This window comes from Streptococcus himalayensis, assembly GCF_001708305.1.
Taxonomy (GTDB): domain Bacteria; phylum Bacillota; class Bacilli; order Lactobacillales; family Streptococcaceae; genus Streptococcus; species Streptococcus himalayensis.
The window spans coordinates 1,889,304-1,912,182 of the sequence record NZ_CP016953.1; the positions used below are offsets into that span (position 1 = coordinate 1,889,304).

Annotated in this window: 20 protein-coding genes and 1 pseudogene; 5 read left to right on the forward strand and 16 right to left on the reverse strand. The window is 40.1% G+C overall.

The window, feature by feature from the left end:
* Positions 1 to 224 precede the first annotated feature (224 nt).
* From BFM96_RS08855 to BFM96_RS08865, 3 genes are all read right to left on the reverse strand, one after another.
* Positions 225 to 491, reverse strand: a complete 267-nt coding sequence (locus tag BFM96_RS08855) for a PspC domain-containing protein (RefSeq protein ID WP_068993138.1) — start codon at positions 489 to 491, stop codon at positions 225 to 227.
* 67 nt (positions 492 to 558) lie between these two features.
* Positions 559 to 990, reverse strand: coding sequence for a SprT family protein (locus BFM96_RS08860; protein ID WP_068993141.1), 432 nt, complete (start codon positions 988 to 990; stop codon positions 559 to 561).
* Positions 977 to 3,106, reverse strand: a complete 2,130-nt coding sequence (locus BFM96_RS08865; RefSeq protein ID WP_068993142.1) for a Tex family protein — start codon at positions 3,104 to 3,106, stop codon at positions 977 to 979. The genes BFM96_RS08860 and BFM96_RS08865 overlap by 14 nt, the downstream gene beginning before the upstream one ends.
* Positions 3,107 to 3,477: 371 nt before the next feature.
* Between BFM96_RS08865 and BFM96_RS11250 the strand changes: the two genes are divergently transcribed.
* From BFM96_RS11250 to BFM96_RS08875, 3 genes are read left to right on the forward strand one after another with little or no spacing between them, the layout of a single operon-like run.
* Positions 3,478 to 3,618 (forward strand): SPJ_0845 family protein, encoded by a 141-nt coding sequence (locus tag BFM96_RS11250; RefSeq protein WP_188595283.1) that lies wholly within the window; start codon positions 3,478 to 3,480, stop codon positions 3,616 to 3,618.
* Positions 3,615 to 4,520 carry a permease gene (locus BFM96_RS08870; protein WP_068993144.1) on the forward strand — a complete coding sequence of 302 codons (906 nt, stop codon included), beginning with the start codon at positions 3,615 to 3,617 and terminating at the stop codon, positions 4,518 to 4,520. Before BFM96_RS11250 ends, BFM96_RS08870 begins: the two co-directional genes overlap by 4 nt.
* Positions 4,517 to 5,332 carry a TIGR03943 family putative permease subunit gene (locus BFM96_RS08875; protein WP_068993146.1) on the forward strand — a complete coding sequence of 272 codons (816 nt, stop codon included), beginning with the start codon at positions 4,517 to 4,519 and terminating at the stop codon, positions 5,330 to 5,332. Before BFM96_RS08870 ends, BFM96_RS08875 begins: the two co-directional genes overlap by 4 nt.
* Positions 5,333 to 5,615: 283 nt before the next feature.
* Here the strand turns inward: BFM96_RS08875 and BFM96_RS11255 are convergent, their stop codons facing one another.
* The 5 genes from BFM96_RS11255 to BFM96_RS08895 all read right to left on the reverse strand — a co-directional run bounded on the left by BFM96_RS11255 (position 5,616) and on the right by BFM96_RS08895 (position 9,833).
* Positions 5,616 to 5,753, reverse strand: coding sequence for a hypothetical protein (locus tag BFM96_RS11255; RefSeq protein ID WP_189234566.1), 138 nt, complete (start codon positions 5,751 to 5,753; stop codon positions 5,616 to 5,618).
* Between the two features lie 130 nt (positions 5,754 to 5,883).
* Positions 5,884 to 7,485: an ATP-binding cassette domain-containing protein gene (locus BFM96_RS08880; RefSeq protein ID WP_068993149.1), complete on the reverse strand. Its 1,602-nt coding sequence runs from the start codon at positions 7,483 to 7,485 to the stop codon at positions 5,884 to 5,886.
* Positions 7,475 to 8,554 (reverse strand): ArsR/SmtB family transcription factor, encoded by a 1,080-nt coding sequence (locus tag BFM96_RS10960; protein ID WP_083201778.1) that lies wholly within the window; start codon positions 8,552 to 8,554, stop codon positions 7,475 to 7,477. Before BFM96_RS10960 ends, BFM96_RS08880 begins: the two co-directional genes overlap by 11 nt.
* Position 8,555: 1 nt before the next feature.
* Entirely contained in the window at positions 8,556 to 8,930 is a 375-nt protein-coding gene (locus BFM96_RS08890; RefSeq protein ID WP_188595284.1) for a glycoside hydrolase family protein, read from the reverse strand.
* A gap of 525 nt (positions 8,931 to 9,455) precedes the next feature.
* The gene (locus BFM96_RS08895) at positions 9,456 to 9,833 is read right to left on the reverse strand and encodes a hypothetical protein (RefSeq protein WP_068993155.1); all 378 of its coding nucleotides are present in this window, start codon (positions 9,831 to 9,833) and stop codon (positions 9,456 to 9,458) included.
* Between the two features lie 180 nt (positions 9,834 to 10,013).
* On the opposite strand from BFM96_RS08895, the gene zwf reads away from it, so the two are divergent.
* On the forward strand, positions 10,014 to 11,492 hold the full coding sequence (gene zwf / locus BFM96_RS08900) for a glucose-6-phosphate dehydrogenase (RefSeq protein WP_068993158.1): 1,479 nt from the start codon (positions 10,014 to 10,016) through the stop codon (positions 11,490 to 11,492).
* A 337-nt stretch (positions 11,493 to 11,829) separates the two neighbouring features.
* Here zwf and BFM96_RS11505 read toward each other — a convergent pair whose 3' ends face one another.
* From BFM96_RS11505 to rimM, 4 genes are all read right to left on the reverse strand, one after another.
* Positions 11,830 to 14,796: a pneumococcal-type histidine triad protein gene (locus BFM96_RS11505; protein WP_068993161.1), complete on the reverse strand. Its 2,967-nt coding sequence runs from the start codon at positions 14,794 to 14,796 to the stop codon at positions 11,830 to 11,832.
* Positions 14,793 to 15,677, reverse strand: coding sequence for a metal ABC transporter solute-binding protein, Zn/Mn family (locus BFM96_RS08910; RefSeq protein ID WP_373283969.1), 885 nt, complete (start codon positions 15,675 to 15,677; stop codon positions 14,793 to 14,795). The genes BFM96_RS11505 and BFM96_RS08910 overlap by 4 nt, the downstream gene beginning before the upstream one ends.
* 552 nt (positions 15,678 to 16,229) lie before the next feature.
* Positions 16,230 to 16,952, reverse strand: a complete 723-nt coding sequence (gene trmD, locus BFM96_RS08915) for a tRNA (guanosine(37)-N1)-methyltransferase TrmD (protein WP_068994297.1) — start codon at positions 16,950 to 16,952, stop codon at positions 16,230 to 16,232.
* A complete protein-coding gene (gene rimM / locus BFM96_RS08920) occupies positions 16,942 to 17,460 on the reverse strand; it encodes a ribosome maturation factor RimM (RefSeq protein WP_068993167.1) in 519 nt (172 codons plus the stop codon). Before rimM ends, trmD begins: the two co-directional genes overlap by 11 nt.
* 217 nt (positions 17,461 to 17,677) lie before the next feature.
* Here rimM and BFM96_RS08925 point away from each other — a divergent pair.
* Positions 17,678 to 18,934 (forward strand): annotated as a pseudogene (locus BFM96_RS08925) (ISL3 family transposase).
* A gap of 39 nt (positions 18,935 to 18,973) precedes the next feature.
* Here BFM96_RS08925 and BFM96_RS08930 read toward each other — a convergent pair.
* The 4 genes from BFM96_RS08930 to BFM96_RS08945 form a co-directional block, all read right to left on the reverse strand.
* Entirely contained in the window at positions 18,974 to 19,213 is a 240-nt protein-coding gene (locus BFM96_RS08930; RefSeq protein WP_068993169.1) for a KH domain-containing protein, read from the reverse strand.
* 22 nt (positions 19,214 to 19,235) lie between these two features.
* Entirely contained in the window at positions 19,236 to 19,508 is a 273-nt protein-coding gene (gene rpsP / locus BFM96_RS08935) for a 30S ribosomal protein S16 (RefSeq protein WP_068993172.1), read from the reverse strand.
* A 115-nt stretch (positions 19,509 to 19,623) separates the two neighbouring features.
* A complete protein-coding gene (gene pulA, locus BFM96_RS08940) occupies positions 19,624 to 21,918 on the reverse strand; it encodes a type I pullulanase (protein WP_068993175.1) in 2,295 nt (764 codons plus the stop codon).
* Complete coding sequence (locus BFM96_RS08945; RefSeq protein WP_068993178.1) at positions 21,919 to 22,878, reverse strand: diacylglycerol kinase family lipid kinase; 960 nt, start codon at positions 22,876 to 22,878, stop codon at positions 21,919 to 21,921.
* Position 22,879 lies beyond the last annotated feature (1 nt).

Here is a 22,879-nt window from a genome sequence, read left to right on the forward strand (position 1 = left end):
ATCCTCTATAAACATCAACATCTGACTAGGTTCCACAATTCTCAATTGTGAAAGGTGATAGATAAAACTAGCCTAGCTTGCGTCCTAAAAGGTCAGCTGAGGACTATTCTATAATCCTTATTTCCAACCCTCAACAGTTCGCTGGACTGTTGAAGCAAGGTGAGTTTACGACGTCAGATTTTGATTGTTGATGAGTATAAAACCGTTCTTGCTGTTGACAACCATCACCAAAACCAATCGTCTTCTTGAACTGGTTCTGCATTTTTACGTTTTCTGGGGCCTGTGCCATAGCGTTCTGCTTCGACATCTTCCTTGTAGGGCATCACATTTGCCAAAATGATATAAATAATAATTCCTAAACCAAAATTAAAGACGGTAAACAAGACAAATAAAAATCGAATCAAGCCTAAATCAAAGTCAAATTTATCAGCTAATCCTGCAAGTACCCCTGAGATCGATTTATTTCTACGTAATTTATAAAATTTAACCATGAACATCCTCTCCTGCTCTTCTTGATAGACTTATTCTACCATGAGGAGAACCTAAGGTCATCAGACTTTAGGCCGATATTTCCTGTAAGGGTCCTTGACACTTGCCGCAGCGGTATTTATCAACATCTACACGCCGCCTTCGAGGATATACCTGACCACAAGCTTGGCACTGATACTGATGAAAAGCAGACTGTTCAAGACTAGGAGCATAACGTAAACCATCGACTGCCTGTAACAATTCCTTAAATTCCTTGTCTTTGTGACGATAGCCCTTTTTCTGAAAATAAAGGTGGTAGTGGCAAAGTTCATGCCGAACAATTTTCCGAAAGATTTCTAGGCCATATTCTTCGTAGATTTTTGGATTGAAATCCAGATGACCATCCTTGGGGAAAAAGCGGCCACCTGTTGAACGCAATCGCCTATTCCAATGGGCAGTGTGACGAAATTCCCAGCCAAAATCTTCCAGCGAGACTGTTTGAACATACTTAGTTAGCTTCACGAGGTGCTACCAAGGAAAGATTGAGCTTTTCACGCTCCACATCAACCTTATCGACCCAAACTGTCACAATATCGCCCACAGATACGACTTGGCTCGGATGGTTGGTCTTTCCTTTCCTCATTTTAGAAATATGAATCAGGCCATCGCGATGAACCCCAATATCTACAAAGGCTCCAAAATCGACAACATTTCTTACCACACCCTCTAGTTTCTGACCAAGTACCAAATCCTTCAACTCCAAGATATCCTGACGCAGTACAGGGCTATCAAAGGAATCCCGTAAATCTCGACCAGGCTTGAGTAAATCCTCTAAAATATCCCGCAAGGTCACCTGACCAATGCCCAAGGTTTCTGCCACACTGGCTACATCCACTGATTTCAACTGCTCTGCAGCCTCTGTATTCAAATCGCTAATTCCTAGCAAATCAAATAATTGCTCCACAGCAGGGTAACTCTCAGGGTGAACTCCGGTATTGTCCAACAGATTAGCACTCTCAGGAATACGCAAGAAACCAGCCGCCTGCTCAAAGGCCTTGGCTCCAAGACGTGGCACCTTCAGAATGTCGGCACGTGAACGAATCATGCCTTCCTGCTCCCGATATTTCACGATATTTTCTGAGATGGTTTTGTTGAGACCAGCCACATGAGACAAGAGGGCTGGACTGGCTGTATTGATATTGACCCCGACTTGGTTGACCACAGTATCAACGACAAAATCAAGACTTTCCGATAATTTCTTTTGGCTGACATCGTGCTGGTACTGCCCAACTCCGATGGACTTGGGATCGATTTTCACCAATTCTGCTAAAGGATCCTGCAGACGACGAGCAATTGAGATGGCCGAGCGTTTTTCTACAGTCAAATCTGGAAATTCCTGCCGAGCCAATTCACTGGCTGAATAGACTGACGCTCCACTTTCATTGACAATGACATAGCTAACCGTCGGGTGTTCTTTCAAGACCTCAGCAACAAAGGCCTCGCTTTCTCGACTAGCCGTTCCATTTCCAATCGCAATGATTTCCACTCCGTACTGGGTCAAGAGCTGGGAAAGCTCTTGTTTGGCTGCTTCTATCTGATGGGCTTTTGCAGGATGAACAGGATAGATGACTTGTGTCGTCAACATTTTGCCGGTTTCATCCACCACAGCCAGTTTTGCTCCTGTCCGAAAGGCTGGGTCAAAGCCTAGCACCACACGACCCTTCAAGGGTGCAATCAAGAGCAGATGACGAAGATTGTCTGAAAAGAGACGAATCGCCCCATCTTCTGCACTTTCGTTTAACTCTGTGCGAATCCGTCGCTCCATAGATGGCAAGATTTTCTTTTTCAAAGCCTGGTGGATGACATCTGAAATATAAGCGTTGCTTCGTTGGAAACGAAGTTCAAAAAAACGAAGCATTTTTTCAAACTGATGGTCGAAGCTGATTTTTAAAATATCTAACTTTTCACCACGATTGAGTGCTAACGTCTGGTAACCCTGCATCCGCTTAATTCTCTCTGAAAAATTATAGTAAATCTCAAACGTCCCCTTTTCATCTAGGGTCTCGTCTTTAACGACAGAGATCAGCTGCGAATGTTCGCGGATTTCCTGATAAACCCAGGCACGAAGGTGGGTATCATCTGCTAATGCCTCCACCAAAATATCCACTGCTCCCGACAAAGCCGCTTCTATCGTTGGAAAGTTTTCATTGAGAAATCTTTCTGCTTCCGTTTCTAAGTGCTTGACATCCTGCAAAATCAAGCGCGCTAGGGGAAAGAGGCCATTTTCACGGGCAATGGTTGCCTTGGTTCTGCGTTTTTCTTTAAAGGGGAGGTAGAGTTCTTCAACTTCTGCTAACTTCGTTGCTTCTTCGATAGCCTGTCTTAATTGGTCAGTGAGTTTGCCTTGCTCTTCAATTTTTGCAAGAACGGTCTCTTTTCGCTCCTTTAAATTGGTCAAGGACTTGTCCAAATCTAAAATCGCTTTGATGGCGACTTCGTCCAGATTTCCAGTCCGTTCTTTTCGGTAGCGAGCGATGAAAGGAATGGTATTCCCCTCTGCTGTCAATGCTAGAACCTGCTCAACGCTTGATTCTTTCAACTGTAATTCTTGTGCAATTTCAATACTATTTGTGTTCATAAAGCCTATTATAACACATTCAGCTGTCTAGCTCAATTCGCTCTTTCAATGACCCACGACATATGACTAGCAACTAAATAGTGTCATTCGCAGTTAAACCCACAGACACTGAACTGTACTTAAACGAACATGCCCCCCCATTTCAGTCAGGTCATCCATAACTTGATAAAAAGATACAGACGAGTAAGATGCATATCTCTCATCGGTATTCAAAAAACTGTCCCTAACAACAAGGGACAAAAGGAGACTTCCGACCATGCAGTTCTCCTCCCATAAACCTTTACCAAGCTATCCTAGCATGGCACCTCTCACTTTATTTCCCCATATTTTTCAAAATGGTAGTATAATAGAAAATAAAAAAGGAGGCTTTTATGGCTATTAAATTTACCAAAACAGATGATTTAGATAAGATGTTTGAGGAATTTGCAAAACTTCCTGACCTGGATGCCGTGACTTTTCCTGATGAAAAAGACAAGGCACAAAAAGAAGCACAGAAAGAGAAAAAGGCATGACTGTCTTTTCTCAACTACCTGCAAGTGTCTTACAGGCAGGGGCTATTTTTCTTTCTATTATGATTGAAGCCCTGCCCTTTGTCCTGATCGGGAGTATCATTTCAGGAATGATTGAAGTCTATGTGACACCAGAGCGGGTCTATCGGAGCCTTCCTAAACATAAGTGGGGACGGATTTTCTTTGGGACCTTTATCGGCTTTATCTTTCCCTCTTGCGAATGTGGAATTGTCCCGATTATCACACGCTTTTTAGACAAGAAAGTCCCGAGCTACACGGCTGTTCCCTTTCTGGTCACAGCTCCCGTTATCAATCCTATCGTCCTTTTTGCGACCTTTTCGGCCTTTGGCAATTCTCCTAGAATGGCTGTTTTAAGAGCTTTAGGATCTATTTTTGTAGCTATGATTTTGGGAATTTTCTATGGATTTTTAGACACGCAGTCTATTCAAAAACTGGATCGAAAACAACCTCACCAACATGATTTTTCCCACCTCAGCTTTTGGCAGAAAATCTTTCAAATCTTTGTCCAAGCTATTGACGAGTTTTTCGATACAGGACGGTATCTGGTCTTTGGCTGTCTCTTTGCCAGCATGGTGCAGGTCTATGTGCCGACAAGAATTCTCACCTCTATCGTAGCGACACCGCTTTTAGCGATTTTACTACTCATGTTTCTCGCATTCTTGCTCTCACTTTGCAGCGAGGCGGATGCTTTTATCGGTAGTTCTCTCCTTTCTAGTTTCGGTCTAGCACCCGTTCTAGCCTTTCTGGTCATTGGTCCTATGCTGGATATCAAAAATATCCTCATGATGAAATCAAGTCTTACTAACCGTTTTATTTGGCAATTCATGGGGCTTACAACTGGTACAGTTCTCATCTATGCTTATCTTGTGGGGGTGCTATTATGATTCGTTTTCTCATCTTGGCAGGCTATTTTGAACTTAGTATGTACCTGCAATTATCAGGTAAGTTAAACCAGTACATTAATATGCATTATTCCTACTTGGCTTATATTTCCATGGTACTATCCTTTATCCTAGCCATCGTTCAGCTGATTATCTGGATGAAACAAATCAAGGTGCATAGCCATTTGGAAACCAAATCTGCCAAATTCGCAAGCCTTGCCCTACTGATTCTTCCTCTGTTTATCGGGCTGTTCTTTCCCACAGTCAGCCTTGACTCGACAACGGTCTCTGCCAAAGGCTTTCACTTTCCCCTAGCAGAAGGCAGTTCCAAATCCATCCAAGAAGAGGAAGGCACCACCAATCAATATCTGAAGCCAGATACTAGCTCCTATTTCACAAAAGGAGCCTATGAAAGGGAAATGAAGGTCGCTGCTAAAAAATATATAGGAAAAGACCTCCTCACGGTGACCACGGAAAATTACATGGAAATCATGGAGGTGCTCTATGATTATCCCGAAGAATTTGTCGGAAAAGAATTAGAATTAACAGGCTTTGTCTATAATGACCCAAGTAACTCCACCAATCAATTTCTCTTTCGTTTTGGGATTATCCACTGTATCGCAGACTCAGGAGTTTATGGACTTCTAACTACAGGAAATGAGGAAGCATTTCCTGACAATACTTGGATCCATGCCAAGGGAAAAATCGAGCTGACTTACCACAAACAGCTCGGGCAAAGCCTTCCAAGCCTTGCTATTTCAAACTTTGAAAAAGTAAACAAACCAGACAATCCCTATGTTTACCGTGTCTTTTAACATAAAAAAGACGATTGGAATATGTGTACAATCTCTCAAAGGTTTGAAACCTAGAGTGGCACAATAAATTCCATCGTCTTTTTCTGATACACGTCAAAAATCAAAATCTGACGTGCTAACTAATCTCCGTTATCCTTGCGTTTTTTGGGACACAAGCTACGCTAGTTTTATCTGTCATCTTCTACAATTCTCAATTGCAAGGGGCGAGCTGTGCTCGTTCTATTTCCAGCCTTCCACAATTCTCAATTGTGGAAGCTAGTCATATTTTGATTTTTATAGAGTATTAGTCCAGCTTAAAAGCTACAATAGCAGGCTTGCTGCCACTAAAATCAGCGAAGGGTTTGATTTCAAACTCCATCTCTCCGCTACCATTTACTTCAAAATGCCCAATTGCTCCCCCATAACTTCGATCAGCTGACACCGTTTAATGTAACTTTTCGTACTATTTATAAATAGTCATAATTTATCGTGAAAAATAAAAAGTATTTCACTAGTAATTAGAAAAGAAAGAGACCATATTTACTTTTATAATTTTTACGTTCTATCTATACCTACCTAAATGACTGGCTATTAATTATTTTATCAAATCTATTAAGTATTTTAGTATTTGTATTATGACTTACATAAATAAGACCTAAATTGTCAAAAGATAATATCGTTTCTTCAATAGAACTTCTAATTTCTTTGTCAAGTTGTGAAGTAGACTCATCAATTAATATAAAATCAACGTTTTTAACTAATGCTCTAGCAAGAGCAATTCTCTGCTTTTCTCCTCCTGAAATACTACGCCCATTTGACTCAAGGAGGGTATCTAAGCCCAGAGGTTGCTTTTCTATAAATGATTTTAATTGTACCTTGTTTAAAATATCGTCCATTTTTTCTTCTGAAACAAACTGACCTAAAGTTATATTATCTCGAATAGTTCCGTTGATTAAATAAATAGATTGATCAATATAAGATATGTTTTGATAAAATTTTTCTAAGTTTACTTCATTAATATCATATTCATTGATTTTAATCTGTCCTGAGTTGGGACTTGCAAGTCCCAAAATTAATTTAAGTAACGTTGATTTACCACTTCCTGAAGCCCCGACAATAACATATTTTTTACCCTTATTAAATTCAAAAGAAAAATCTTCAAATATAGTATTTTCACTATATTCTAAGTTAATTGAGTCAATTGATATCTTTTTAAGATTACTTATATAATGCTGTTCCTCTACTCTTGTACTTTGAAACTTATCTAATAATACCTCGGCTCCTTTGAAAGTTGATAACGTACCTGTCAAACTTTGAACTCCATTAAATAAATTACCTGCTAGACTTGCAATACTCAAAACACTACCTGTGGCGGTAAACCCTAGACTTGATATATACAATGAAATAACAACTAAGCCAATCTGTGACAATAGAGACGCTAATAGCATCACACCACCGATTTTCGCTTTAGTAATTGAAAAATTGAAATATTGTTTTTCTCTTAACGCAATAGAATCCTTCATTTTACTATGAAACATTGATAAAGCATTCCCCGTAAAATAAACACCTAAACCTTCAATATTATCTCTAACCGATTCAGTATATTTTTCATTTTCGATAGTATATTTTTCTTGTGATAACTTAATATATTTTTGAGTTATTCTAGGAATAATTAATGAAATAGCAAGAAATATAATTGAAGTCAGAGCGAGTAACCAATGTAATTTTAATATATAGAAAAATGCACTTAGAACAATTGTAATACCAAATATAAAATCCAGGAAATTTGCAAAGGCTTGTGATTCAATTTGATCTGCATCATTAATGAACCATGAAATTGACTTACCAATATCTTTTGTAACAATTAAACTATAAGATTTTTCAATAGTATTTTCTGTAATTTTGGTTTTTAAAGATTCATTAGTTTTTCTTATGTATTTTGCTTTAAAGTATTCAGAAATATAGGATAACAAGGTAGTTATCATGACTATGACTCCAACAAAAGTGATAGACCTATAAAAATCTGTTTTATCCTTGCTATATGCTTCAAACATAATTGATAGTGAATAAGATACTAACGTTACCGATAATGCAAAAAGAATCTGGGTAGTAATAGCTAAAACAGTATGTTTGATATTAGCTTTTATTATTTCAATAAATAATCTATTCCTCATTTCCTCTACCCCCAATTTGATTGATAAATTGACTCATTCTATCTAGTTCTATTTGATTAATCTTGTAATATATTCGTTTTCCTTTAGTTTCCGAAACTATTATGCCTTCTTTGATCAAAAGAGACAAATGATGACTAATTGTTCCTGTAGAAATTGATAATTCTTCTGCAATTTCTCTTCCATACATCGAGCTTCTAGATAATAACATTATAATATTAAATCTAGTTGGGTCCGATAGTGCCAAAAACTTACTAGCCATTTCATTCTTGTTTTCTTCAACTGAAATATAATTATCCCTTAACAAATAAGGAAGAAAGCCAATAAATAGAAAGCCATTTAGTTTATCTTCAGATGATAAACTAAATCCTATAGGCTGATGAAATTGAATAAAAAAAGTATATTCTAAATAATCTATTTTATAATTTTCTAGAATAGTACCTAAAGCTCCAGTAGAATCTATAGAACAAATATCTATTGCTTCGATACTATCGTAAAAGGTATTAAACTCCTTTATCAAGATTTTTTCACGACTTTTAATTATGCTTTCCATTGATGATAAAAATTTATAAAAAATATCATAAGTCTTATTAATATTATTAAATAATTTGTAAAGCATATAACGTTGTTGCTCATTAAAAAGAGTCATACTATCAATTTCATCGAAACTAAAACTTGTTGTAATAGTAAATCCTAACGACTCCATATTAACTATGAAAAATTTTTTTATTTTTTCCAATAGTTCATTTGGTGAATAATATTCTATGCTTTGTTTAAGATTTGAAAATGTTAAAAAATTTAAAATCTCAGGAACACTTTCATTATCAAACCTTTGAAATAGTATTTTCAAATCTGAATGACTGTCTACTAATACTCTTGCTTCTGTTCTAACAACACTTAAAAATGAAACTAACCATTGATACTCTCTCTCAATCTCAACTTTAGAAAAAGCAATTTTTTTATAGTCTATTGGCAATACAGAATCATTCGATGTATCTGTGTTGCAAACGTATGTTGCTAAAAGTAGAGCTTCATTTAAATAATTAATCTTTTTTTGCAGATTTAGTTGCATTTTATATTATAAAAGGGAATATTTTTTGATTGTCACTATTCTTATTAACTAAATCTAAAATCGTTAATATCCCTTCTTTTCCTCCAAAAAAATTTTTTTCGTGGTTATCAAAATTCACATCGTAAATTTTACCATTTAAAATCATATTTGTAATATCAAGATAAAATTGTTCAATTTGTTTAACAACTTCAATCCTAAACTCTTTATTTAATTTAAAATTTTTATAAATTTTATAGAAAGTGTATAGAAAACCTGCACTACCTCTAAAGAAGCTTGGCGATGTGCTGTATATACCTTTACAGAGTTTAGCAAAATATTCCATTTTACTAAAATATCTATCATCTTTAGTCTTTTGCATAAATTCAGTAAGAACCAATATTAAACCACATATTCCATTTGCTATATAATATTCATAAAATTCGCTATTTATATTTTTTGCTAATGATTTTTCATACTTACTATCTTGAAATTAACTAGCACCATGGGTAAACTAGAATATATTAACTAGCCTGTCTTGTTATTAATAGCATTTTCTACAAAATAAAATGCTAAATGTTTGATGAAGAACTAATCAAACTAGCCCATGAATTTGGTTTAGCTTCAGCAGATTTTTTCTGCAATTCTAAGAGCTTCATATCAATTCCTCCTTCCCAAGTTTGATTATATTCTACCACTATATTTTATAATTATCAAACGTTAATTTATATATTCATGAAACATTTTTAAAAATGATTAGGATAAAATTCTTATACGATGAGTAAGGACATAAACTTTTACCTCCTCATTACTCATCTGAGTACAATCCCATTGAGACAATATGGATTCAGATCAAAAAAGCACCTCAAAAAAGTATTGCCAAATTACGATACTTTTCTTGAAGCACTTTTGTCCTACTTTAGTTTCAGTCAACTATATTTGGATAAGTTCCCATCTTTTTTCCACCTACATAGAGATCAATATCAGATCCAATCAGTAAATCCTTATCGGATAGATTTGTCACATTGTAGGATACTTTCAAAACCTTCTCTGGATGACTTTGATCAAATTGATTGCGTTCCTCACTCCACTCAACCCCAGTGATGGTGTACTCTGCTTGCCCGTCAAAAGTAATTTTGTCTCCAATACCGTATTTTCCCTGGGCGTTTGCTTGAGAAGATGTTTGAGCCGTTGACTCTTCTGATGAGGTAGCTTTTGGGGACTCGATTTTGCTTCCGCAAGCAGTTAGGCTAAGCAAAATCCCAGCAGACCATAAAACAAGCAATGATGTTGATTTTTTCACACTAAAATCTCCTTTTTTATTTCCGTATACCACACTTGCAAAAAAATATTTATTAAACTAGAAAGGTAAGAATTTTTACCCCCATATTTTGTCTAGGTTTTTAGTTTCTCCAAGTAAAAAGGCAGAAATTTTAGATGATTTGTGGTAAAATAAAACAAATATTAGAAAAAGGTATTCGATATGTCCGCAAAAGTGATTGTAACTATCTTTGGTGCAAGTGGTGATTTAGCGCAACGTAAACTCTACCCCTCACTCTTTCGTCTTTATAAATCCGGCAATCTCTCTGAGCATTTTGCCGTCATCGGAACAGCCCGTCGCCCTTGGAGCAAGGAATATTTTGAATCCGTCGTCGTGGAGTCTATCTCTGATTTGGCAGATAGCCACGAACAAGCCCAAGAATTTGCTAGTCATTTCTATTACCAAAGCCACGATGTAGCTGACACTGAACACTACATCAAGCTCAAAAAATTGCAAGAAGAGCTCAATGAACGTTACCAAGCTGAGCACAATAAACTCTTCTTTCTCTCGATGGCTCCTCAATTTTTTGGCACCATTGCCAAGCACCTCAAATCTGAAAACATCGTTGATGGCAAGGGCTTTGAACGCTTGATTGTGGAAAAACCTTTTGGAACAGACCTCGCAACCGCTAGCCAACTCAATGAGGAACTGCTTGCTGCCTTTGATGAAGAACAAATTTTCCGCATTGACCACTACCTCGGCAAAGAAATGATTCAAAGTATCTTTGCCCTGCGCTTTGCTAACCTCCTCTTTGAAAATATCTGGAATAAAGACTATATTGACAATGTGCAGATTACCTTTGCAGAAAAATTAGGGGTCGAAGAGCGTGGTGGCTACTATGATACCTCCGGTGGAGCCTTGCGTGATATGGTCCAAAACCATACACTTCAACTGCTTTCACTCCTTGCTATGGACAAGCCAAGTACCTTTAGTAAAGAAGATATTCGCCAAGAAAAAATCAAGGTCTTCCAACAGCTCCGCAAACCAAGCCAGAAAGAGCTTCAAACACTCTTCATTCGCGGTCAATACAAGTCTGGAACTGTGAATGGGAAAAAATATATTTCCTATCGAAGCGAGCCAAATGTCACTCCCGAGTCCATGACAGAGACCTTTGCTGCGGGAACTTTCTTTGTAGATAGCCCGCGCTTTCAAGATGTTCCCTTTTTCTTTCGCACCGGCAAACGCTTGACGGACAAGGGAACTCTCGTTAATATCACCTTCAAGCAAATGGAGTCCATCTTTGGTGTTCCCCTTACTCCTAATGTCCTGACTATTTTTATTCAACCAACGGAAGGATTCTCCCTCAGTATCAACGGCAAGGAAGTAGGAGAGAAATTCCAACTTGCAGGAAATACCTTAGATTATCGTACCAATGCAACTGCATCTGGAGCCTCTCCTGATCCGTATGAAAAATTGATTTACGATGTTCTCCACAATGACTCGACCAATTTCAGTCATTGGGAAGAAGTCCGTGCTAGCTGGGAATTGATTGATCAAATCGAAGATACTTGGGCAAATAACCAGGCTCCCCTTCACTTCTATCAAGCAGGAAGCATGGGCCCAGAAGCAAGCTTCGAGCTTCTGCAACAGCAAGGAACAAGCTGGATTTGGCAACCACAAGCAAACAATGACGAACAGTAGATTTGTCAAAATACCATTTATCACAAAAAGGATTTAGCCATCATTTAGAGGCTAAATCCTTTTTATCATTTCCTTCCTACAGCCAGAAATCTTGCCGGATACCCAATGAAAATCAACATGAAAACCTACATGCACACCATCACAAGGTCTTTAAAACACAATGAATGTGTAATCGTTTCACAAACGCAACTTTCAAAGATACTGATTTTTCAACACCTTTGGTCCTATAGATAAAATGGTTATTTTGAGATTTAATGAATAGGGCCAACTCCTCATAGATACGAGGTCGATTTTGTTCATGGGATAGAAAAAACACCCTGACTAGGGCGTTTTCCTTTTAGGAAATATCTTCCAATGTCGCAAGTGAAACAATGTGGGTTACGCCTGACTTATCTGTCAAGGATACACTACCATTTTCTGGATGGTAACTAAATGTTTCGATGCTGACTTTGTATTTTAAGGCGATCGCGACTAATTTATCCTCAAAATCATCCAAACTCATGCCAAATTCCTTGGCTAAGTTAGTCCGTGCAATTTCTTCTTCGTCTGGCTCTTCCTCTGCTGGTTCGACTGGTGTTGGCTCCGCTGGCACTGTTGGTGTTGGAGTTGCTGGAACTTCTGCTTTTTCTTTTCCTTCATCAGTCGCCTTGCCATGGTCGCTGGCACTGCCAAATCCGTCATCAGAGACTGGTCGGTCTTCTGGATGAGTGACATAGTATTTGACCGTTGCGAAGAATTGTTCCAAGGTGTATCCTGCTGGTGCATGATACAAACCTTCATCAAACCAAGAAAGAGAGATATTGTGATAGTGATCATAATGTGGAATAATCATCTGCCCATCTCTAAAGTCTACAACATAAGCTGAGTTATAAGGCATTGCCTCAACTGGGACAAGTTTGGCTGCTGCGACACGATTGTAGATGTCAATTGCTTTTTCACCAGTGCTTGGAGCTGTAGGTGCTTCTTTCTTATCTGCAAGACCAGCTTCTGCCACATAGCGACGTGCTTCTTCTTGTTCTTTTTTAGACAAATCTTTCTTTGGAATATAATGGCTATGACTCATGTGAGGAACCAAGTAGCCATCTCCAAGGTCTTCAACAATGTCCTTGGCATCAAAGATATAGCCGTCTGATGTTGTATAACGACCTTGCGCCTTGGCAGCAGCAATTTCCTCAGGTGTATAGACAATCTGTGAATTTGGCTTGCCTTCTCGCTCTGGGTGGCTAGGTGCCTCTGTTGGCTTACTTTCTGGAATGTTCGGTGTTTCTTCCTTGCTCTCCTCTACAGAACCCCAACCATATTGCGAATATGGACGTTCCTCTGGATGGGCAAGATAGTATTTAATGGTTGCAAACAAGTCTTCCAAGCTATAGCCACTCGGTGCTTTAAAGGATTCTGAATCATTGAACCAAGAAACGGATAGATTATGGTAATGATCCCGGTGAGGAATGATAATCTTGCCCTTCTTAATGTCAGACACATAGCCTGAATTATACGGCAAGCGTTCAAACGGAATCACTTTCTTAGGGGTCACTCGTTCAAAGACTGCCTCTGCACTTTCCTTGCTGGCATCAAAATAGGATACATCATCTGCAGCAGGAGCTTTCAACCCTTTTGCTTCACAAAAGGCTTTGGCTTCTGCTAATTCTGCTTCTGAAAGAGACTCTTTATCTACCCAATGTGTGTAATTGTCTCTGAAAATCAGATAAGACTCGCCCTCATCACTGATGATGTCTTCTGCCTTAAAGATATAGCCATCTTCAGCAGAGGTATAGCGGCCTTCTGCTCGTGCTGCGGCCAATTCTTCCTGCGAATACATACTTTTCTTCTGCGTTTTTTCAGCCTTAGGGGCTTCCTCCTGCTTCGGATCCTGAGGAAGTACTGGCTGACTTTCTGGCTCTTTAGGAACCTCAACTGATGGCTTATCTTCAGGTTTGTAGCTTGGCTCAATTGGATTTGCTGGAGTTGGAACAGTTTCGACTGGTTTACTTGGCTCAACAGGCTGTGTTGGCGTAGTTGGCACTGCACTTGGCTTGTTAATTGGTCTTACTGGATTGCTTGGTTTCGCTGGAACAGTCGGCTCGCTTGGTGTTGCGTCTGGTTTTATCGCTTTTCCAATCTCAATCATCCGAGCAATTTTCTCCTCTAACGGAGACATTTGTGCATACGGAATGAAGTGGAAATGATCACCGTGAGGTACCGCCACTCCTCGTGACGTACGACTGGTGATTTGTGCGGGGTCAAAGACCAGGCCATCTGTCTCCACATGACGTTCACTAAGCGGTGTCCGATACAATTCCTGCAAAAGTTGGAAAAGACTGCGCTCTTGATTGGCATGCGGAATGATATTTGGACTAGTAGCAACTCCTAAATTCGGAGCATGGCCAATCACTTCTGGCTGGCTAACTGCTGGGCGCTCAACAGACCCTGCAGTTTCTGAACGATGCGTTTGTGAACCACCTGCATTTACTGGTGCACTCACACCAGTACTTGCTGCATTTGTCGGTGTACTTGCACCTGCTTGAGCATAAGACGGAGCAGAAGCTCCTCCTCCTTTTTTACTATTCCAATAACTCTGAGCTGCAGCCAACTCGCCTGGTGATAAATCACTCTTAGGAATGTAGTGGAAATGATTTCCATGAGGAACGATAAAGGCATCTCCAGTGTCCTCAATCACATCGGTTGGGCTAAAGACATAGCCGTCATCTGTGGTGTAGCGACCTTGTGCCTTTGCGGCCTTCACTGCAGGTGAGGATGTAGCAGTTCCCTTGCGACCTTCACTACCTCCACTAGCACTGGCTGCCTTGCTTTCTAAATGCTCCTCCCGCTGGCGAGCAATTTCTTCCTTGGTCCGTACATTGGTTCGTTGAGCAGGATTTTTTAGGTAAAGATAGTAGGTACCGTTGACCTTGATGATATAGCCGTCTTTTACTTCGTTGACAATATCTGACTCCTGAAGCTGATAATTCGGATCTTTCATTATCAAGTCTTCGCTGATAATGGCGTCAAAAGGGACTTTCCCATTGTAATAATGGTAATGATCCCCATGTGCCGTTACATAGCCTTTATCGGTGATTTTCACGACAATTTGTTCAGCCTTGATATTTTCCTTAGCATTGATTTGCTCGGGCGTTAGATTTTCAGCCTTCTTAGAACTACTGTCAGTTTTTTTATCCTTTTGGTCAATATAGGCTACACGATGGTTCTCCTTGCTTTCACTTGCCTGATGGCGACCTAGCTCATAGCTACACAAACTAAGCGCAAGAACGGCAACACTTCCTATGATATACTGTTTCTTTTTCATTTATTTAATTCCTTTGCTAATCTCTCTAAATTTTCTTCTAAATTTTCTAGGTAAGAAGCATCATTTCCTGGGTCAGCCTCTAAAGGGTTCAAGGTTTTCAAATCTACACCGGTTGATTTGACCAAGGTTTCTGCCACTTTTGACGATGCATTGCTTTCAACAAAAATCGTCTGTACCTTGTAGCGTTTGACAAATTCCTCAATCTCTGCCAACTGACGTGGACTTGGTTCTTGTTCAGGAGAAATCCCTGCAATTCCCAGCTGTTCTAAACCAAAACGCTTGGCCAAATAAGAAAAGGCGGTATGCTGGGTGACAAAGGTTTTCTGAGACACTTTCTCAAAAATCGGTTGGTATTTCTTGGTTAAAGCCTGAGCATCCTGACTCAGCTTGTCGGCATTTTTCTTGTAAACATCCTGATGATCAGGATCAACCTTTGACAACTCCTGTGCAATAATGTGAGCTTCTTCTGCTACCTTTTCAGGATCTAGCCAGGTATGGGGATCATAGAGCGTCTTTTCATCAACTCCTTCTCCTGCCTCCATATCCTCAAGTCCAGCGACCTTATCTAAACTCATCCCTTGCGAAGCTTCAATAACCTTCACCGTTGATTTCTGAAGACTAGGATCGAGCGACCCCGCCCAAGACTCCAAGGTCCGTGAGTGATAAACAAAAACATCTGCATCATAGATAGCAGCCACATCATTAGCAGAAGGCTCAAAGGAATGAATACCGCTGCTCGATTGAATCATGCGAACATCATTGATTTCCCCTGCGATTTCTTGAACCATTGAATAAATCGGATAAAAACTAGTGACAATCTTCATCCCTGAGTCTTTTTTGCCAGTCTCTTGGCTACATCCCATGAGGCCTATAGCCGTCATCAGACCCACCAAAGCCAAAACCATCGTCCTTTTTTTCATAGAAACTCCTTTACTCATTATAAACTGGTTAACAATAAAGTTAAAAATAAAAAGATTCACGTTGCTTTGTTAACCAGTTTCTTAACTAGTTAATAATATATCACGTCCTCCAAATCTTGTCAAGAATTTTTTTGAAAAAGAGAAAAAAGAGGGAGGGAGACAAACCAGGATGAGCGCGATGTGCTTACTCAAAAAAATATCCATTCCGTAAGATTACGTATAAAAAATCGATATTTCGTAGAAATCGATTTATCTCACTTTTTTATTTCTAGGTTCGGGCTAAACCAATCCACTGGATTAGTTTACTCTCACCTCCCCCCAAGGTTGACGCGATTTGTAGAATGTTGATTGAGCAACGTTTTGCAAATCCGACAACTACTGCGTCAAACTGTTCAATCTATAAAGGAATTGAGGCTGGACACTTTTGTCTCAGCCTCCCTGTTTCGTTGGATGGATTTACCAGTAATCTGACATTTCCCAGATAAGTTTACAAATGATCAATAAAAGCTAGTTTTACTGACCTGACTGCTGCCGAATTTCTTCTAACATTTTACCTTCTTCATCAGACAACTCATACTGCTCTAATAAATCAGGTCTGCGTTCATAGGTTTTCTTCAAGCTCTCATACAGACGCCACTTGCGGATATTTTCATGATGACCGCTCATGAGAACATCTGGTACTAGCATCCCCCTAAAATCATAGGGACGCGTATATTGAGGGTATTCCAACAAACCAGACGAAAAACTATCATCTGTATGGCTGGCTTCCTTACCAATCACTTCTGGAATTAAGCGAACAGTCGCATCGACCATAGTCATCGCAGCAAGTTCCCCTCCTGTAAGGACATAATCCCCTAATGAAATCTCGTCTGTCACCAAGGTCTTAATGCGCTCATCATACCCCTCATAATGACCGCAGATGAAAATCAAATGGTCTTCTTGAGCTAGTTCTTCCGCATAAACTTGATCAAACCGCTTACCAGCAGGATCTAGCAAGATGACGCGAGGAGAGGTCTTTTCAATCTGATCATAGGCATCAAAAATCGGCTGAGCCCGCAACAACATTCCCTGACCACCCCCGTAAGGTTCATCATCTACATGGCGAGACTTTTCAGCATTTTCTCTAAAATTATGGTAGGTAATCTCAAGCAAGCCTTTTTCCTGAGCCTTACCAACAATCGAATGCTCCAAGGGTGCAAACATCTCTGGAAAGAGGGTCAAAATATCAATCTTCATCATCTAATCCTTCTGGAATCTCTACTTGGACACGACCATTTGCCACATCTACTTCCAGGACCACAGGCGGAATATAGGGAAGAAGAAGATCGCGCTTGCCTTTCCGCTTGACTACCCACACATCATTTGCCCCTGGCTGTAAAATTTCCTTAATCGTCCCAAGCAACTGCTCACCTTCATAAACTTCAAGGCCAATAATTTCATGGTAGTAAAATTCACCGTCCTCCAAGTCCGTCAAGTCCTCTTCTGCTACTTTGAGGGTAAAATCACGGTATTTTTCAATATCATTGATATGGTACATCCCTTTAAACTTGATAATGTCAAAGTTTTTCGCCTTCCGGTGGCTAGCAATTTCTACATTCATGACAAATTGGTCTTTAGTGTCAAATAAGGCTAGCTGATTGCCTTTTTTAAATCGCTCTTCTGCAAAATCCGTCACAGACAAGACCCTCATTTCCCCCTGAAGTCCTTGAGTATTGACGATTTTTCCAACATTAAAATAATTCATGTGCTCTCCTATCCTGTATACTATGCCCTATTTTATCATGTTTCATGTATTTTCTCAAGTAAGCAAAAAAGCCACCCAAAGGCGACTTTCTTAGGCTCTATAATATCTGTAGTGGGTAAATCCACTGTGGAGATTATGGAGCCTTTTTCAGTGTAGAAAAAAAGTTCCATACGACCTATAATGAAAAGCGACAAAACCATCATTTAGAAAGACTCATATGGAACAACTAAATCTTATCACAAATTTTCTCAAAATGAAAGACAAAAATATCACTATCACTAATTAATGCGACATGGGAACACACTTAGAACTCCACGGTCACTTGGATTACACAGCCCCTAAATGCCCTTCCTGCAAGGGACAAATGGCTAAGTACGACTTCCAGAAAGCCTCTAAAATCCCCTACTTAGAAACTGCTGGCTACCCGCTACTTATCCGCCTTCGAAAGCGTCGTTTCAAGTGCAAGGAATGTGGGAAAATAGCGGTCGCTGAAACTCCTATTGTTAAGAAGAACCATCAAATCTCTGTCGCTGTCAACCAGAAAATCGCACAATTACTCATCGAAAAGCAAGCCATGACACATATCGCACACAGACTCTCCATTTCAACATCTACAGTTATTCGAAAACTCAATGAGTTTAAGTTTGAAACGGATTGGGCTAAGCTTCCAGAAGTCATGTCCTGGGATGAGTATGCCTTCAAGAAAGGGAAAATGAGCTTTATCGCTCAAGATTTTGACACAAATAACATCATCGCTATCCTTGATGGAAGAACGCAGGTGGTCATCCGAAATCACTTCCTACGATACCCTAGACAGGTCAGAAACCGCGTTAAATTCATCACTATGGACATGTTTAGCCCTTACTATCAACTAGCCAAACAACTTTTTCCTCATGCTAAAATCGTGCTTGATCGTTTCCACGTTGTGCAACATCTCAGCCGTGCTATGAACCGTGTCCGTACCCAAATCATGAATGCTTTTGACCGCAAATCGCATGAATACAAGACGCTCAAACGCTACTGGAAACTGGTACAACAAGATAGCCGTAAACTCAGTGACAAGCGGTTCTATCGCCCTACTTTTCGCATGCACTTAACCAACCAGGAGATTGTCGCTAAACTGCTCGGCTATTCTCAAGAACTGAGAGAACACTACGAGCTCTATCAACTACTGCTTTTTCACTTCCAGGAGAAGCAAGCTGACCAGTTTTTTGGACTTATCCAAGACGATCGGCAGACTGTCAACCCGATTTTCCAGACCGTATTTAATACCTTTTTGAAGGACAAGGATAAGATTCTCAACGCCATGGAATTGCCTTACTCAAATGCCAAACTTGAGGCGACGAATAATCTCATCAAAGTCATCAAGCGTAATGCCTTTGGATTTCGGAACTTTGAAAACTTCAAAAAGCGGATTTTGATTGCCATCAACATCAAAAAAGAGAAGACCAATTTGGTCCTCTCTAGGTGTTAGCTTTTCATCTACCCACTACAGTTGACAAAGAGCCCTTTCTTATTGCTCATCAATGACGATGCGCACTTTTTTATCTTCAGTTGGGACAGAGTAAACAATCGTTCTTACCGCAGAAATCGTGCGACCTTTGCGACCGATTACACGCCCAACATCACTTGGGTCCATCTCTAAGTGATATTCCAAAAATTCTGGCGTATCTTCAATTTTAATCGTTAAAGACTCTGGGTGTGAAATCAAGGGTTTCACAATTGCAATAATCAGATTTTCAATCATGTCCATAAGTGTACTCTCTTAATTCGTTTTATTTTGAGAATTTTGAATCGTGGAATTTCTTCAATACTCCAGCTTTCGAAAGGATGTTGCGAACTGTATCAGAAGGTTGTGCACCATTTGCCAACCACTCAAGAACGCGATCTTCTTTCAATGTTACTTGGTTTTCAGCCACAAGTGGGTTGTAAGTTCCAACTGTTTCAATGAAACGTCCATCACGTGGAGCACGTGAATCTGCTACGTTAATACGGTAGAAAGGTTTTTTCTTAGAACCCATACGAGTTAAACGGATTTTTACTGCCATTTTTATAGTCTCTTTTCTTTTGTAATTATTTGGGTGGTTCAGAACCACCAACAGTATCTATGATACCATAGTTGCCAAAGGGTGTCAAGAAAAAAACTTGACAGCTGATGATTTTTTAACAAATCTCAAAAACAGTTGCACTCAGGTCATCTAAAATATTAGGATTTTCCTTACTACTATTGGTAACAAGAACCTTGAGATTACCTGCATTTTCGTAAGCAAAGCCTTCGCCACTGGCATTAAAGACGATGAGGTAGTGCTTGTCAGCTTTGATTTCAAAGATAATCAAGCCACTTCCAGCTGCTGCGCTATGGATATACACCTGCTGATAGATATCTTCATAGGTTTGATAAGAGAAGGCTTGTGCCTTGGTTTTTAAGGAAATGATTTGTCGGATAAAATCGATACTCTCCTTGTGAAGCTCTAGCAAATCCCAATTCACTTGATTGACTGAATCCGGTGCATTATAGCTATTCATGGCTCGTTCCCTGTCCTTTTGGGTCACTTCGCCCTGAGCCCCTGTTGCGAGAAGTTTGGTACGAGAAAATTCCTGTCCCAGCTCCATAAAGGACATCCCTTGAAGCAAGAGATTCATGGCTGTAGCTAGCTCAATTCGCTTGTTAAGTCTGTCTTTGCTTTCATTAGGATGAAGCGTTGCTAGCAAATCATGAAGATTATAGTTATCATGGGCTTCCACATAGTTCAATACTTGATGAGGGGCTAGATAGGTTCCTAATTCCCGACTGCCTAAGATACTCTTGGCAATAATCGGCTCTGTTGCCTCACCACTCACAAATCCTGCTTTTAAGCCTCCATAGACTTCTGCACCCTTGATCGCATCGCGTTCATTGTCATTAAAAAATCCAATTCCTGATAAGCGATAGGCATTATCCTTCTTGGCTTTTTCTTCAGCTGCTAGGCCTAATCCCATATCCCAACCCTCGCCATATAGCAAGATTCGAGGGTCTAGCTCATCCAAGGCCTCGCGAATAGCTCGCATGGTGTCCACATCATGAATTCCCATAAGGTCAAACCGAAAACCATCGACGTCATATTCCTTGACCCAGTAGGTTAGGGAATCAATCATGTATTTGCGGAACATCTCATGCTCACTGGCTGTCTCAGAACCAACTCCTGTCCCATTTTGAAAAGATCCGTCTGGATTCATCCGATAATAATAATCCGGAACTGTTTTCTGAAAAGGGGAATCAAGCGTTGAATAAATGTGGTTATACACGACATCCAGCACCACAGAAATCCCCGCTTCGTGGTAGGCTTGAACCATGGTTTTGAAATCTCGAATCACTTGGGCTGGATCACTAGGATTAGTTGAAAAACTGCTTTCTAAGGCATTGTAATTTTGTGGATCATAGCCCCAATTATAAAGAACATGTCCATGTTTATCATACTCCTTATGGCGGTCCGACACTGGCTGCAGTTGAACCACATTTACACCTAAGGATTGAATGTAGTCAAAGGCTGTTTTTTGCCCATAGCTATTTGTCGTTCCCTTTTCACAAGCTCCTAAAAAGGTGCCAGAAAGGGCTTTTGTAACACCTGAAGTACTAGATTGGGTCAAATCCCTAATGTGCATTTCATAAATCACTGCTTGGCAGGGATTGTCTAAACGCCAAGGAGCCTTGCTATCTCTAGCCTTCTCCAAGGGTTCTATCCGGCATTCTGTCTCCGATACAATGGCTGTTCGCTTGCCGTCAGGACTGGTTGCCCTACTGTACGGATCGCGTGTTAGTTCTCTTTTATAGCCAAAATCCAGTTGATACTGATAAGCATGGCCTAATAAATCCTCAGGGATCGTCAAAGACCAGACACCAATTGTATTTTCTTGGTGATTGCAAGACTTCTCCTCTCCTCGCTCAAGGGAATAAATTGCTTGCAGGGAGGCTGTATGTTCAGCAGTAGAATAAAGATGGAGCTCGACAGATTTCGCTGTGGGTGCCCAGACTTTAAAGATCGTTTGCTTTTCTTCTACTTCACAGCCTAAAGTGCCTGCATACCCCCAATAGCGATCAAAAGATTGGCTATCAAGAGCCATGTCAAATGCATGTGGATTTGAGCGAGCGTAAAATGGACTGGTTTCTGCTGCCTGTCGTGAATAATACAAGCAATCATCCCCCTCAATCACCCAAACCTCTGTCACCAAGTGCGGCGGCAATAGAGAAATCTGATAATCAACTGACTGCTTGGTCCAGTCTGGACTCTTAACAAGAGCATAGACCCAATCCAAACTTCTATAAGTCGGATAATCTAGGAGCACAAAAGCTCCAAAATCATCCTCTTCTGTAAAGAGCACGTCAAACCCGTGCTCTCCGTCTCGCCACTGCCATACCTGATGGTCACTTTCATTTCCATCCTTACGATGGTAATGAAGGAGGACACGATAATGAAACATCTAGTTGCCCCCTTCTTCAGACAGGGCATCGTTGCTGATCTCATCCATATTGACAAAAAATTCCAAGTGATTTTTCAGCACTTCTAAGGTTACAGGCGTATCTCCACCATATTCACCATCTAAATTGAGCATAAATGGATTGTCTGGATCTAAAACCTCCAGGGTCAATTTACTGGTCTTCAGGTACTCCACATTGCTATCCGTGACATGCTGCCCTCCATTCATAGCTTGGATGATCAAGCTAAGCATATCAAAGACCTTAGCTGTTTTCACTAAAATCAGCGTAAAATTTCCATCATCTAGCTTGGCATCTGGTGCCAATTGCTCAAAACCTGCTATGGAATTGGTCAAGCCTACAAAGATAAGGGACACTTGTCCTTCAAAAACACCATGGTCATGTTCGATACGCACGGGACGTTGTTTGATTTTAGGGAGCATTTCCGCCCCTTTTGCCACATAGGCTAGATAACCCAGTCTTGATTTGACCTCACTTGGCACGCTATAAGTAAGCTCTGTTAAGGTTCCTGCTGCTGCAATATTGATGAAGTATTTCTCGCCATAAGCTCGACCAATATCCATCTTTATCGTTTGATTTTTTTCAATAATACGTGCCGCAGCAACGGGATCTCCCATCGGAATTTTTAAGGCACGCGCGTAGTCGTTAGTCGTTCCAGTCGGAATGAAGGCGAGTTTTGGTCGATTTTCCAAATTGGCTACCCCATTGACCACTTCATTGATGGTGCCGTCTCCGCCTGCTGCGATGATTAATTCAAAACCTGCCTTAGCAGCTCGTTCTGCCTCGGTTTGCGCAGAAAAGGGTTCTGGCGTTGTTTGAAAGGCGCTGGTTTCATAGCCAACATCCTCTAGCACATCCAGTACTTCTGCAATGTTTTTTTTGATAATCTCCTGACCTGAGGTCGGATTATAAATGAGCCGTGCTCGTTTTCTATTTGTTTCCATC